At 59.9% G+C, this 14,204-nt stretch carries 14 protein-coding genes; 6 read left to right on the forward strand and 8 right to left on the reverse strand.

The window, feature by feature from the left end; genetic code table 11:
- Positions 1-123: 123 nt before the first annotated feature.
- The 7 genes from pilB to M7F93_RS00355 all read right to left on the reverse strand — a co-directional run bounded on the left by pilB (position 124) and on the right by M7F93_RS00355 (position 6,853).
- Positions 124-1,833 (reverse strand): type IV-A pilus assembly ATPase PilB, encoded by a 1,710-nt coding sequence (gene pilB / locus M7F93_RS00325; RefSeq protein ID WP_298167274.1) that lies wholly within the window; start codon positions 1,831-1,833, stop codon positions 124-126.
- Positions 1,803-2,702 (reverse strand): shikimate dehydrogenase, encoded by a 900-nt coding sequence (aroE, locus tag M7F93_RS00330; protein ID WP_298167277.1) that lies wholly within the window; start codon positions 2,700-2,702, stop codon positions 1,803-1,805. Before aroE ends, pilB begins: the two co-directional genes overlap by 31 nt.
- Positions 2,680-3,843: an anhydro-N-acetylmuramic acid kinase gene (locus tag M7F93_RS00335; RefSeq protein WP_298167280.1), complete on the reverse strand. Its 1,164-nt coding sequence runs from the start codon at positions 3,841-3,843 to the stop codon at positions 2,680-2,682. The genes aroE and M7F93_RS00335 overlap by 23 nt, the downstream gene beginning before the upstream one ends.
- Positions 3,844-3,910: 67 nt before the next feature.
- Positions 3,911-4,399: an FKBP-type peptidyl-prolyl cis-trans isomerase gene (locus tag M7F93_RS00340; RefSeq protein WP_298167283.1), complete on the reverse strand. Its 489-nt coding sequence runs from the start codon at positions 4,397-4,399 to the stop codon at positions 3,911-3,913.
- Between the two features lie 62 nt (positions 4,400-4,461).
- Positions 4,462-5,475 (reverse strand): ferrochelatase, encoded by a 1,014-nt coding sequence (gene hemH, locus M7F93_RS00345; protein ID WP_298167286.1) that lies wholly within the window; start codon positions 5,473-5,475, stop codon positions 4,462-4,464.
- Entirely contained in the window at positions 5,472-6,245 is a 774-nt protein-coding gene (xth, locus tag M7F93_RS00350) for an exodeoxyribonuclease III (RefSeq protein ID WP_298167289.1), read from the reverse strand. The genes hemH and xth overlap by 4 nt, the downstream gene beginning before the upstream one ends.
- A gap of 5 nt (positions 6,246-6,250) precedes the next feature.
- Complete coding sequence (locus M7F93_RS00355; RefSeq protein ID WP_298167292.1) at positions 6,251-6,853, reverse strand: glutathione S-transferase N-terminal domain-containing protein; 603 nt, start codon at positions 6,851-6,853, stop codon at positions 6,251-6,253.
- 93 nt (positions 6,854-6,946) lie between these two features.
- Here M7F93_RS00355 and M7F93_RS00360 point away from each other — a divergent pair, with 93 nt between their 5' ends.
- The 5 genes from M7F93_RS00360 to M7F93_RS00380 all read left to right on the forward strand — a co-directional run bounded on the left by M7F93_RS00360 (position 6,947) and on the right by M7F93_RS00380 (position 11,511).
- Positions 6,947-7,783, forward strand: a complete 837-nt coding sequence (locus M7F93_RS00360) for a 23S rRNA (adenine(2030)-N(6))-methyltransferase RlmJ (RefSeq protein WP_298167295.1) — start codon at positions 6,947-6,949, stop codon at positions 7,781-7,783.
- Between the two features lie 75 nt (positions 7,784-7,858).
- Entirely contained in the window at positions 7,859-8,143 is a 285-nt protein-coding gene (locus M7F93_RS00365; protein ID WP_298167297.1) for a DUF2322 family protein, read from the forward strand.
- Between the two features lie 12 nt (positions 8,144-8,155).
- Positions 8,156-8,917 (forward strand): exodeoxyribonuclease III, encoded by a 762-nt coding sequence (locus tag M7F93_RS00370; protein ID WP_298167375.1) that lies wholly within the window; start codon positions 8,156-8,158, stop codon positions 8,915-8,917.
- Positions 8,918-9,829 (forward strand): 50S ribosomal protein L3 N(5)-glutamine methyltransferase, encoded by a 912-nt coding sequence (gene prmB / locus M7F93_RS00375; protein ID WP_298167300.1) that lies wholly within the window; start codon positions 8,918-8,920, stop codon positions 9,827-9,829. It abuts the gene before it with no gap.
- Positions 9,830-9,948: 119 nt separating this feature from the next.
- Positions 9,949-11,511, forward strand: coding sequence for an MFS transporter (locus M7F93_RS00380; protein WP_298167305.1), 1,563 nt, complete (start codon positions 9,949-9,951; stop codon positions 11,509-11,511).
- Here the strand turns inward: M7F93_RS00380 and M7F93_RS00385 are convergent.
- A complete protein-coding gene (locus M7F93_RS00385) occupies positions 11,433-12,341 on the reverse strand; it encodes a mechanosensitive ion channel family protein (protein ID WP_298167308.1) in 909 nt (302 codons plus the stop codon). The genes M7F93_RS00380 and M7F93_RS00385 overlap by 79 nt on opposite strands.
- A gap of 117 nt (positions 12,342-12,458) precedes the next feature.
- Between M7F93_RS00385 and argS the strand changes: the two genes are divergently transcribed.
- Entirely contained in the window at positions 12,459-14,198 is a 1,740-nt protein-coding gene (gene argS / locus M7F93_RS00390) for an arginine--tRNA ligase (protein WP_298167311.1), read from the forward strand.
- Positions 14,199-14,204: the final 6 nt, after the last annotated feature.

Below are 14,204 nucleotides of genomic sequence, written 5' to 3' on the forward strand. Positions count from 1 at the left end.
ATTATGCGCCCCGCCGCAGAGTTCTGCTGGACGTTACAACGCCATAATTCATCGCACAACTACTGCCCATTGTCATGTTTGTGACGCCCTGCACAAAATATCTGGGTATACGGGGAGGCAAAATCAAAGATTGGTCACCCGCAAAACCTCCTCAAGGCTAGTGACTCCCTCCCTGATCCGCCTCAATCCGTTTTGCCGCATGGTCAGCACCCCTTCCTGTGCCGCCTGCCGCGCCAGATCGATGGAGGTTCCACCGCGCATGATGATTTCACGCATGGCATCACTCACCGGCATCACCTGATAGAGCCCCATCCGGCCTTTGTATCCAGTGTTATTGCACTGATCACAACCCGTCGCGCCCAGAGGACGCCAGCCCTGCAGATCCTCGGGCGCGAATCCCGCCTCAATCAGTGCCTGATCGGGAATACGCAGGGGTTTTTTACAGTGTGGACAGAGTTTGCGTACGAGTCGCTGCGCCATCACCAGGTGCACACCACCGGCAACATTATAAGTAGGAATACCCATGTTTTCCAGGCGGGTGAGGCTCTGCGGTGCATCATTGGTATGCAGGGTGGCCAACACCAGATGACCCGTCTGGGCAGCCTTGATGGCCGTCTCTGCGGTTTCCAGATCACGTACCTCACCGACCATGATGATGTCCGGGTCCTGACGCAGGAAGGAACGCAAGGCGGCGGCAAAGTTGAGACCGATGCGCTCGTTGATATTCACCTGATTGATTCCATACACCGGGATTTCCACAGGGTCCTCTGCGGTACTGATGTTGCAGTCGCCGGTGTTGAGGATATTCAGCGCGGTATAGAGAGTCGTCGTTTTACCCGAACCCGTGGGGCCGGTGACCAGGATCATACCGTAGGGCCGGTGGATAGCCTCTTCAAAGGCCTTGCGCTGGTCCGGCAAAAAGCCCAATTGTTCTATGGGCACCTTGGAACTGGCCGGATCCAGCAAGCGCAGCACAATGGTTTCGCCAAAACTGGTGGGCAGAAAAGAGACCCGGAAATCAATAACCCGCGCTGGCGGCACCCTGACCCGCAGACGGCCATCCTGGGGTAAACGCCGCTCAGAAATATCCAGGCGACAGAGAATCTTCAGGCGCGAAGTGACACCGTCACGCAACGCCACCGGCGGATGCAGCACGTCCTGCAATACGCCATCGAGGCGGTAACGCACCCGAAAATCCTTTTCATAGGGTTCCAGATGAATATCGGAAACCCCGCGCTGAATGGCATCCAGCAGCAATTGCCGGGCAAAGCGCACTACGGGCGCATCCTCGACACTGCTATCATTCTCCTGGGCAAGATCGAATTCTTCCTGCTCTTCTTCGTCATGCGGCTTGTCCATGAAAACATCGTCAATTCCGCCTTGCATACTATTGGCTGCGGTATTCACCGCCTTGACCAGCTTGTTGGCCTCGACCAGTATCGGCATCACCTGCAAACCGGTGTTGAACTTCACATCTTCCACCGCCTTAAAATCCGTGGGATCCGCCATGGCGAGGTAGAGGGTATCCCCATGCTTTGACAGAGGCAGCACCAGATAGCGGATCATCAACCCCTTGTCGAGCTTCCGAATGAGCAATTCATCAATCGTGACCGCATCCAGATCAAGCATGGGCATGTTATAGCGGGCGGAAAGGTGCGCCATAAGCACAGTGGCAGGAACGGCGCCTTTCTCGACCACATAAAACAGGAGCGGCGTCTTACCGCGCGCCGGATCGGCGGCCAGGCTTTGCAACTGCGCCTCGTCGCTTAACCCGTTGCTGACTAACGCCCGTAATACGGGCGTCAACGAGATGTGTTCTGGATTCGTAGCCATCGGCGTAAAATCTCCTCCACGGCGGCGGTTTGCGGCAGAGTTCCCGTCCATATCCGAAAACTCTCCGCGCCTTGCTCTACCAACATGCCCAGCCCATCAATCGCGCCCAGCCCGGCCTGCCGGGCGGCGTGCAGTAGAGGCGTCTCCAATGGGTTATAGACGATATCGTATACGCTGCCATTTCTGGGCATGCGGGCCAGATCCAGCTCCGGGTGATGCTCCCCGTGCAACCCCCGTGCGCTGGTATTGACCAGTAACGCGCTGTGGGGCAGCACCGCAGACAATGCCGCCGAGTCCAACGGAATGGGATGTACCGGAAGGTCGGGAAACTGTACAGCCAGAGATTCGGCACGCGGCAAGTGGCGATTTGCTAAATAAATGGCCGGGCATCCGGCGTGACCAAGCGCATAGACAATAGCTCGGGCCGCCCCCCCCGCGCCAATCACGGTCGCCGGATATTGCTGCCAGCCATTCCCTGCCGCACGCTCCAGCGCCCGCTGAAAACCGAGTGCATCCGTATTGTGTCCTTCCATGCCCGAGGACGTGAAACACACGGTGTTCACCGCGCCGATGGCACGCGCCGCCGCGCTCAATTGCTGCATCAGCGGCAACACGACCTCTTTATGGGGGACCGTAACATTCACGCCGCGCACGCCAAGCTCCGGCAGTCCGGCCAGCGCCGTGGCGATCGCCTCTGCATGCACCGGAAAGGGCACATAAACCAGGTCCCGATCCTGCTGCGCGGCAAAGAGGCGATGCATCCATGGCGAGAGACTGTGCGTGACCGGCTGACCGAGAATGCCATAAACGACCGTTCCGCCGCCGGGATGCCAACAATTGCTGATGTCAGACGGTGGGAAGAGCCCCATACGATCTTTCCTTTGCGGTGATTTCCATCCTTTTCGAGAGATGGACAAGCAGATCTGGCCAGTTATCTCCGGGCAGGATATTACCCAGAGTCATGGGGCGCTGTGCCCCGGTAACGTGCGCCATGGGCAGACGTTGCCCCAGCAAACACTGGCCGCCCAGCCAGGCAAAGGCCAACGCCTCCAAAGCCTGACTGGGAATACCGCTGTACTGCCCACCGTGCAAAATTCGGGTCTCTGCCAGGCCCCCCTGCAGGACGCGCATCAGAGTCGGGTTTTCGGCACCGCCACCGAACACCAGCATTTCTGTAGCGCCCGGTGTCCAGGTCCTTATCGCCTGTGCCACAGAAACCGCGGTCAATGCCGTCAATGTGGCCAGGAAATCCACCGCGGAGCCACGCCAGGATGACCACCATTGCGTCACCAGGGGCAACCCGAAAACTTCCCGCCCGGTGCTTTTGGGAGGTGGCTGCCGGAAGAACGGGTGCGCCAGCCATGCTTCTAACTGTACAGTATCGCAAAGTCCGTCAGCCGCCATTTGGCCATCCACATCACAGGTCAATTGCCCATCACCGCACAAATGCATGGCGGCATCCATCAGCACATTGCCCGGCCCGCAGTCGAAAGCCAGGAGTGGACGGGGGTCGTCCATGCCCGGCAACCAGGTCACGTTGGCCATACCACCGAGATTGAGTACCAGACGGGGTCGTTTATCCTGAAAGCAGTATTGATGGAAAGGTGGCACCAGCGGCGCCCCTTCCCCCCCGGCCGCCACATCGGCACGCCGGAAATCGTGGACCACGGTCAGACCGGTGGCCACGGCAATATCTGCTGCGGCACCAATTTGCAGCGTAAAGCCGGGGTCCCCCCGTGGTTGATGACGAATGGTCTGCCCGTGCAAAGCGATAAAGTCTACCGGACCGAGATGGGCGATGGCAGCACTCGCCAATTGCGCATAACAGGCGCCCAGACGCCGGTCGAGTTGCGCCATCGCCTCAACACTCAGTGGCCCGCTGGCAGCCAGCACCTCCGCACGCAACGTCGGATCAAAGGAGCACCCAAAGACACCCTGGTAACCCGCACAACCTGCGGCCTCAAAATCCAGCACCGCAGCATCCACACCGTCGGTGCTGGTTCCAGACATCAGACCCAGGCCACGCAAGGCGACCTACTCAGCCAACAAACGCGTCAACCGGTGCAACACCAACGCATCAATGATCCTGGTCATGCGCTCCGTGCCCATGCACATGACCATGAGCCAGTTCTTCGGCAGTGGCGTCCCGTACTTCCAGCACAGTCACATCGAAGTTCAGGGTCATCCCAGCCAGAGGGTGATTAAGGTCGACGGTAATTTCGTTGCCTTCGATATCGATTACCGTGGCAAGGCGTGTGCCCTCTTCGGTCATGGTCTCAAACTGGGTACCGATCTCCAGTTCTTCCTGATCGTCAAAATCTTCCACACCCACCACCTCGACCAGATCTTCGTCCCAATCACCATAACCTTCTTCGGGTGGGATGGAAACCTCCAGCTTATCGCCGACACGACGCCCCGCCAGAGCCTGCTCCAGGCCGGGGATGATGCCGTGGTGACCATGGAGATATACAAGGGGCTCTTCACCCACGGAGCTGTCAATCAGCTCCCCCTCTTCATCGGTCAGGGAATAGTCGATCGTGACGACTTTGTCTTTGCTGATCATCATGGCGCGAGTCCTATGGGTTAAGGGCCTGAAAAGGGTACTGCTATGGTAGTTTCGAGCCGATTTTAGCCTGACTGCGCGGAAACGGCAAAATTTTCCGGGTTATCCCAATGACGCCAATGGGGTTCAAGAATCTGGCTGAACGCCGCCACCCAGAGAGGGTTGTCATTGAGCGCAGGAATATAGCGTAGTTCCTGGCCACCCGCCTGGAGGAAAGTTTCTTTGCCTTCCTGGGCGATTTCCTGCAGTGTTTCCACGCAATCCACACTAAACCCAGGGCAGATGGCGTCTATGCGGGGCACCCCGGAACGCGCCAACGCGACGAGTGTTTTATCGGTATGGGGCGTCAGCCATTGGGCGGCGCCGAAGCGGCTTTGGAAGGTTTGTACCCACTGATCATCAGACAGACCGAGCTCCTTTACCAGCAGTGCGGTGGTCTTTTCGCACTGAGCGCGATAGGGATCGCCCTTCTCAATGCAAATCTCCGGCAAGCCGTGAAAAGAAATCAGCAATCGCTCTGCCTGCCCGTGCTCCTGCCACCAGACGCGGATACTGTCCGCCAGAGCACGAATATAGGCAGGGTGTTCGTACCAGTCCCGAATCATGCGAATTTCCGGAATTTCGCGCCATTTCCGCAATTCTTTGGCCACCGCATCAAAAATGGAGGCTGTGGTGGCTGCCGCATATTGGGGATAAAGTGGCACCACCAGTATTCTGCTGCAATCGGCGTCGCGCAACGCGGCCATGCCTTTCGCAATTGACGGATTGCCGTAACGCATAGCCAACTCCACCCGGACGTGACCGGGAAACTGCCGATCCCACCGGGCCTGCAGTGCGTCGCATTGGCGCTGGCTATAGACCATCAGGGGTGAGCCATCGGGAAGCCAGATGCTGGCATAATTGCGCGCCGAGCGGGCGGGACGAAACAGCAGAATGGGTCCATTCAGGATAGGCCACCAGAGGATGCGCGGAAGTTCCACTACCCGGGTGTCACTGAGAAACTCGCGCAGGTAGCGGCGTACTGCCGGGGCGGCCGGCGCATCGGGGGTGCCCAGATTGACGACCAGAATACCAATCATGCCTCATTCTCCAGCGTGATATAGACAGGCGCGTGATCTGACGGGCGCTCTGCTGCCCGCGCAGCGCGGTCGATGACGACATCCCGAGTGCATGCAAGGAGTGAAGCCGAGGCCAGGATCAGGTCGATGCGCAGCCCCTGATTGCGCCGGAACGCAGCCGCGCGGTAATCCCACCAGCTCCACGTCTGCGCGTCCGGGTACAGGCTACGGTAACTATCATGCAATCCGAGACTCAACAGAGCACCCAGCGCCGCCCGTTCGGGAGCCGAGCAAAGGATGCCATCCCCCCAGACCGTAGCGTCGTAAACATCACGGTCGTCAGGGGCAATATTGAAATCCCCTACCAGCAGCAGTTGCGGCCAGCGCTGCAATTCCTCGGCAATCAGCGCACGCAGGCGCCCCAACCACTGTAATTTATAGGGATACTTGTCGCTGTCCAGAGACTGACCGTTAGGCACATAAACATTGATGACACGCAAGTCACCGAAGCAGGCGGCGCACAGTCGTGCCTGCCCGTCGCCACCACCTGGCCAGTCGCAGCGGGCGTCGTCGGGCGCTGTCCGGCTCAGTATGGCGACACCGTTATAAGTCGGCTGACCGTGATAGAGCGACTGATAGCCTGCGTCCGCCAGTGCGGCCACCGGGAAACGCGCATCGACCAGCTTTGTCTCCTGCAGACAAAGGACATCGGGCTGCTCGTTACCCAGCCATTCCAATACTTGCGGGAGACGCACCTTCAGAGAATTAACGTTCCAGGTGGCAATTTTCACGAAAATTACTGTGGCGCAGTGGCATTGATGCTGGGACGTTGACGCAGGGCGTGCATCCAGGTCGTCAAATCCGGGAATTGCAGCAAGAAATCCGGTGCGCGCAGATCGACATAACCCACTGCAGCGACGGTCACAATCTGTGCCAGAGTCAGCACCGGTAGGGCGCGGGCCTCTTTCCACGCACACGTCTCTTCCTGCAGCATGGCCAGCGCCGCTAGAACCCTGCCGCGGGCACGTTGCAACATACCGGCATCCTGGCAATCTTTACTGTGGCGTTGCTCCAACACCCAGGCAACCGTGGTATCCATAATGCCGCTGGCCAGCGCCTCAATCCGCAATGTCTCAATGCGGGCCTCCGGATCATGGGGGATGATGGCTGGTTCAGGGCGCAGAATTTCCAGATATTGGATGATCACTGCTGAGTCATATACGGCCGAGCCGTCATTACGCACCAGCACGGGGATCTTGCCCAGGGGATTGTGCTCCAGTGCCCCATGGTCGGCGGCGCGGAGATCCACCCACTCCAAAGCACAGGGGATATTCTTTTCCAGCAGTGCGATACGCACCTTCCGGGCATAGGGGCTGGTCTGCGTAGCATAAAGTCGCATTTTCAATCTCTCCTTTTCTGCTGAATCCGGACGACTATCTGTTATCATGACGAAAGCATCGCTCCAAGCCAACCCCAGAAAGATAAACAAACCATGAATTACGACCACCACCATCACGCCGGCAATGCTGCCGACTGCATCAAGCATCTGGCCCTGAGTCTCACTTTGCATGCCCTGATCCGTAAGGACACGCCGCTCGCTTACATCGACACCCACGCGGGCGCGGGACGATATACACTGAGCGCGCAAGGGGAACACTTGCAGGGCGTTGCGCGCCTCTGGGCGGACCGGCGCAGCCTGCCGCATGCGGGCGCCTGGCTGAAAATCATCAGCAATGAGAACAGCGACGGTGTATTACGCCACTATCCCGGCTCACCCGTCCTCGCCGCCGCCCTGCTCCGACCTACCGACCGGATGGTGCTCTGCGAACAGCAGCCCGAAGTAGCGACCCGTCTGCGCAAGGCGATGGGCAAGCGGGCGCACACCAGCATCATCGGCGAAGACGGTTATCGCACCCTCTTCGGGCTGATTCCCCCGCCTGAAAAACGTGGCCTGATCCTGATCGACCCGCCCTTTGAACGCAGAGACGAATGGGAACGCCTCCCGAACACCCTGATCCGCGCCTATCAGCGCTGGCCGCAAGGGGTGTATCTCGTCTGGTACCCGGTAAAAATCCGCGGTACGATCACTAGGTTGTGGCAGACCTTGCGTGAACACCTGCCCGCTTTTGCCTGTGAACTGTTGCAGATGCCGGAAGAAGGCCGGGAACAGCTTTTTGGTAGCGGGCTGATTGTGGTGAATCCACCCTGGGGCCTGCGCGAGGCACTGACCGCCGCCCTGACAGAACTGGGTCCACTGCTCACTGCGTCACAAAGCGGTGGATTGTGGTCTCTGCGTTGCCAAGGCTGGTCGGGTCCGGATAAGGCTTAATCGTCGCATACCAAATGCCACCATTCGATCCATCACCGCGTATTTTAATGGATGATTTATCAGCAAGGAATAACCATGAGTACCTCGACACTGCCTAATATCGACCATGTGCGCAAGCTGCTCCTCTACGGCGGACCGCTCGCGCAACTTCAGGGAGAACTGGTCAAACAGCCCGGCCAGGAAATCAGTGTTGCCGTGCTCTATCAACTGGCCCTGCGCCATGGTGTTATCAGCCCGACGGCGGCGCGGGAAGGACTCGCCCTGCTCGCTACGGCAGGTACCGCTGGCGACACCGGGCGTGCCATTCTGGAACGGGTACTGACCGAAGGGGATTTTTTGGCCGTGCGGGTAATGCGTTGAGTGGTCGTGACCATGCGCCTTTATAGCTGGAATGTGAACGGCTGGCGCGCCGCCTGGCGCAAGGGTTTGCGCGACTGGGTCGCGGCGACGCAACCGGATCTGTTCTGCATACAGGAAAGCAAAGCCAATCCGGACCGCCTGCCAGCGGCGGAAACCATACTGGCGGGCTACGATGGCCTCTGGGCTGTTGCCGAACGTCCCGGTTACAGCGGCGTAGCCACTTTCAGCAAAGCATCCTGCCGATCGGTAGCAACAGGATTGGGCATTCCCCGCTTCGACCGGGAAGGGCGCGTGGCCATCACCGACTGCGGTGATTTCGATCTGTACAATGTCTACTTTCCCAACGGCAAGAAAGATCATGAACGTCTGGCCTTCAAACTGGATTTCTACGCCGCCTTCCTGGAGCGGATCAACGCCCGGGTGGCCGCGGGTCGGCCGGTGGTGTTCTGCGGAGATGTCAACACCGCCCACCAGGCCATCGATCTGGCGCGCCCCAAAGAGAATGCGAAAATATCGGGATTTCTCCCCGAGGAACGAGCCTGCCTGGACCAATGGGCGGCGGCTGGCTGGGTGGACAGCTTCCGTCACCTGCACCCGGATACCGTGCGCTATTCCTGGTGGAGTCAGCGCACCAATGCCCGCGCCCGCAATATTGGCTGGCGCCTGGATTATTTCTGGGTACACGAGAGCCTGCTACCGCGCCTGCGCGGGGCGGGGATCGCCACCGAAGTGACGGGCTCCGATCACTGCCCGGTCTGGCTGGAGTTGGACTGAATGAATCTCGAACAATATGCCGCCATCGCTCGCTCCACCCTGCATACGGTAATCGACTACCGGCGTTGGGGAGCCAGCCGTTTTGCCGCTGCCGGGCTCGACTTCAGTCAGGGCCAGCAGCACCCCCGCGCCGAAGCCGACACGCTCCTCGCGCGAGCGCTGCACCTGGAGCCGGAAGACCTTGCAGAACTCGGCGCGGCCCGTCTGCTGGACAGCGAGAAGCGGGTAACACTCAACTACTTCTACCAGCGGGAGATGCTCCGCCGTCCCGCCGCCTACATCACTGGCGAAGCCTGGTTTGCCGGACTGCGTTTTAGCGTCGATGAACGCGTCCTCATTCCCCGCAGCCTGCTTGAACCGTTTATTGAAGAGGGCTTCGCACCCTGGGTAGAGGCGTCGCAGGTGCAGCGCATTTTGGAGATCGGCACTGGCTCCGGCTGTATGGCCATCGCCCTGGCCCTGCGCTTTCCGGATACCGAAGTGGATGCAGTAGATATTTCCGCCGAGGCCCTCGCCGTAGCCCGCACGAATGTGCAACGCTATGGCCTGGAGGAGCGCGTGCATCTGCATCAGTCCGACCTCTTCGCCGCATTGGATGGACAGCGCTACGACCTGATCCTCAGCAACCCGCCCTATGTGGACGCGGCAGCCATGGCAGAGCTGCCCCCCGAATACCGGCACGAACCCCATCTCGCCTTGGCCGCCGGCGACGATGGCCTGGATTGCCTGCTCCCCCTGTTGGAGCAGGCGCCACACCACCTGCAGACGGGCGGCGTGCTGGTGGTGGAAACCGGCGATGCCGAAGAGGCCCTCATCCGCCGCCGTCCCGACCTGCCCCTGATCTGGCTGGAGCATCCGGCGGGCGGCTCCGGCGCCTTTCTGGTCGTAGCCGCAGCCGACGGCGGATTTTAGGGACCCACGCAGGCTCAGTCCGGCGTCGCCAGTAGATCCAGGAAAGCGCGCATCGCCCGCGAGTGAAATTAGCGTTAGCGTTAGCGTTAAATTAGGACAACTTCCAAGGATCCAGCTTCGTGGAAACATCGCCGTCCCTTTCTAAAACCTGGCCCCTCTTTGCGGGGGTAGGCCTCGCCCTCGGTATGGGCTCCTTCGACGGCGCCTCGGTGCAGGGTATTTTTCCCTACGTCGCGGGCGGCCTCTCCACCAGCAGCGATCATGCCCTCTGGACCCTGACCTACTTCATTGTCCACTGGTCACTGGGGATTACCCTGATGCCCTGGACGACAGCCCGCTTCGGGATGCGCCGCGTCTTTCAGGTGGCGGTTGCCGTGGCTATGGTGGGCACCGTCATCAGCGCGGTGACCAACAATCTCTGGATTATGCTGCTGTCCCGTGCTCTGGAAGGCGTCGCCGCGGGGCTTCTCGTTCCCCTGAGTCAGAGTCTTTTTCTGCGCCACAGCCCCAGCCAGCACCATGGTCTGGTGACCATATTCTGGAGTAATGCCATGTTGGTGCCTTTCTTCTTCGGGCCGACCATCGGCGGCCTGCTGGCGACGGAACTGGGCTATCGCAGCATTTTCCTGCTTTCCCTGCCGATCTGGGGCGCCGCCCTGTTTCTGGGCAGCATGGGCATCCCCAAAGAGCAGGGCAATCCCCAAACCCCGCCCTTCGATAGCTGGGGCTTCGGCCTGCTCTATGGCGGGCTGATGAGCATGCAGATTGTGCTGGATCAGGGCGAGCAGTACGGCTGGTGGCATTCCACTTTCATTATCAAAATGACCTTATTTGCCTTTACCTTTCTGCTGCTCTTTGCCTGGCGGGAAAGCGAAACCCAGCATCCCTTGCTCCAACTGTACTTTCTGCGGCGGCGCAATTATTGGCTGGGTCTGCTGCTGCTGTGCCTGGGCTGGGCCATGTTCATGGGCTGGGCCTCCATACTGCCCCTCTGGGCAGAGGAAACCCTCGGTTTCAATGGGTTCTGGGGGAGCTCCGTACTTATTCCCATCGGCATCGGCGCCATCCCTTTGTCGACGCTGATGGACCGTCTGCGCGGATTACTCGGGCTGCGACGGCTGGCGACCCTCTGCTTTGCCATTTTTGCCTTCGCCTATGGCAGCGCTTATCTCAGCCCCATCAGCAGTCTGAACGACCTGTTCTGGCCGGTGCTGTTCATCGGCATGGGGGTGGGTATGCTCTTCGTGCCGCTGACCATGGTGATTCTCTCCGGCCTCAGCGCTGCGGAAATTCCATCAGCCGCCACCACCAGCAATTTCATTCGCGTCTTCAGCGCCAACATCGGGGTGAGCCTGCTGAGCGTCTACTGGACCCGCTACAGCGCCCTGGCCAGCGACCATCTGCGTGGCCACATCAGCCGTTTCGATCCGGAACCGGCGCTCTCAGCCCAACACCTGCACACCCTGATCAGTGTGCAGGCGGGCACCCTGAGCATCGACAATCTGCTGCGCCTGTCCATGTGGATCTGCCTGATAGGGGCCATGGCCGCCTACGTCTTTATCATCCCGCCCAGCGCCCTGCGCAGCGTCGATGGTCCGCGCAATTATGTGGAGGAGGAGGAGGACGAGTTTTCCACAGCAGCCAGCGCCGCCGCCAGGGAAGGCACCACCACCACCTCCTGACGCGGCCGCGGTATTTCGATGCCCGCCTGCTCCAGGGCATCCGCCAGTGCCCAGTTATATTTGGCGCGGGTTCCGCCGGGACGCATCAGTCCCGCACGTTCCACCCAGACGATCATCTCGCAATCGTAGCCCGCATCTCCGAACGCGTTCAACCACAAGGTCGGCGGATAGCGTTCATCCCTTGTCGTCAGGGGCAAGGAGCGCGCGGTTTCTATGACCAGACGCCGCAATCGTTCCCGGTCGGTACCGTAGGGCACGCGAAACGGGATATGAATCCGCATGATCGGATCATCCAGACTCCAGTTGATCACTTCACCATTCACAAACTGGGAGTTGGGTACCAGGATATCCACATGGTCGTTGGTCACAATCTGGGTATAGCGCACGCCCAACTTTTTGACCTCGCCATGCAGGCCGTTCTCTTTGATCTGGATGTAGTCGCCTACCTTGATACTGCGCTCAAAGAGCAGAATGAGTCCGGACGCAAAATTGCTGAAAATATTCTGCAACCCGAAACCCAGACCGACACCCACCACACCACCCAGGATAGCCAGACTGCTGAGATTGACGCCGACTGTCTGCAGGGCGATGAAAATGCCCAGAGCAATAACGATGTAGTAGGTAAGCCGCGAGATGGCGTAAGCCGTGGCATGATCCAGTTGCCGGCTCAGTACCCGGCGCGTGAGCCGCCGCACCCAGGCCGCCCCCCACCATAAAAAAACCAGGATAATCAGAAACTCGGCAATACCGATGGGCTCGACAACAAGCCCGCCAGGCCACGTCCACGGGGTGGTAAACCAGTGCCAGAAACCTCCCAGATAATCATGCATTATGCGCATCCCCATTGATCTTCGGCTCCAGTACGGTATCCAAGATACAACAACCCCTGCCGTAAAGCGCTGGCTTGCGTTACACTGAAGCAAAAATTTCGTGCATAAGGTAGCCCTGTGAAAGCATTTGTCAGCCAGGCCCTGCAAGGGGCGCTTCAACAACTCCACGCCCAGGGCAGCATTCCAGGGATTCCCGCCACCCTGGAGCTGGATCGCCCCAAGCAGGTGGAACACGGCCATCTCGCCAGCAACGTCGCCCTGCTCCTCGCCAAAGCGGTCGGGCGCAAGCCCCGCGACATCGCCAATGATATCGTCGCGGCCCTGCCAGCCTCGGAATGGATTGCCCGCACCGAGATTGCCGGCCCCGGCTTCATCAATTTCTTTCTGCAGCCTGCCGCCTTTCACGCCGTCATCCACCGGGTACGTACCGAAAAAGAGCGCTTCGGCGCCAACCGGAACGGCGCCGGCCAGCGCCTGCAACTGGAGTTCGTCTCCGCCAACCCCACCGGCCCCCTGCACGTCGGGCACGGGCGCGGCGCCGCCTATGGCGCCAGCCTCGCCAATATCCTCCGCTTTAACGGCTTCGACATCTTCTGCGAATACTATGTCAACGACGCCGGACGGCAAATGGATATTCTCGCGGCCAGCGTCTACCTGCGCTATCTCGAAGCCGCCGGGGCGCTGCCCTGGGCCTTCCCAGAGAACAGTTATCGTGGCGACTATGTGCGCGAAATAGCGGCCCATCTCCGGGAGCAGGTCGGCGACCGCTTACAGCACGCGGCGGCCGGATTGCCGAACCTGCCCGAGATGAGCGACGGTGATATCGCCATCGACACCCTCATCGCCCACCTGAAGCAGTCCCTCGGCGAAAACTATCGCACCCTGCACAGCGCCGGACTGGACGAGATTCTCGCCGACATCCGCGACGATCTGGAGGACTTTGACGTTCGTTACGAGCGCTGGTATTCCGAGCGCAGCCTGATGGATACGGGTGCGGTCGATGCCGCCGTCGCCGCCCTCGAAAAAGCCGGACACTGTTACACCCTGGAGGGCGCCCTCTGGTTCCGCGCCACTGCCTTTGATGATGACAAGGACCGGGTTTTGCGTCGCGACAACGGCGCCTATACCTACTTCGCCTCCGATGTGGCCTACCATGCCGAAAAATTTGCCCGCGGCTTCACCCACGTCATCGACATGTGGGGTGCGGACCATCACGGCTATGTGCCCAGAGTCAAGGCCGCCCTGCGCGCCCTCGGCCTCGATGACCAGCAACTGGAAGTCGTCCTCGTCCAGTTCGCCATCCTCTATCGCGGTACGGAAAAGGTCTCCATGTCTACCCGCGCGGGTGAGTTTGTCACCCTCCGTGAACTGCGCGAGGAAGTGGGCAATGATGCGGCGCGTTTCTTTTATGTGCTGCGCCGCGCTGACCAGCATCTGGACTTTGATCTGGAACTGGCCAAAAAGCACTCCGAAGAAAACCCGGTATTTTATATCCAGTATGCCCACGCCCGGGTCTATTCCCTGCTGCGTCAAGCGGCAGAAAAAGGGCTCAGCCTGCCGTCAGCAGACGGCGTCGACCTGACAATCCTCCAGGAGTCCCGCGAGATCGCACTGGCCGACGCCCTCTGGCGCTTCCCGGAAGTAGTGGTCACGGCGGCCCGTGATCGCGAACCGCATCAGATTGCCTTCTATCTCAGGGAGTTGGCTGCAGCCTTCCACACCTACTACAATTCGACCCGAATTTTGGTGGAGGAGACGCCGCTGCGCCACGCCCGCCTGACGCTCTGTCTGGCCGTCGCGCAGGCTATTGCCAACGGGCTACGACTGCTCGGCGTCAGAGCACCGGAACAGATGTAAGGGATC

The sequence above is a fragment of the Acidithiobacillus sp. genome, from assembly GCF_027322205.1.
In the GTDB taxonomy this organism is placed as follows: Bacteria; Pseudomonadota; Gammaproteobacteria; order Acidithiobacillales; family Acidithiobacillaceae; genus Acidithiobacillus.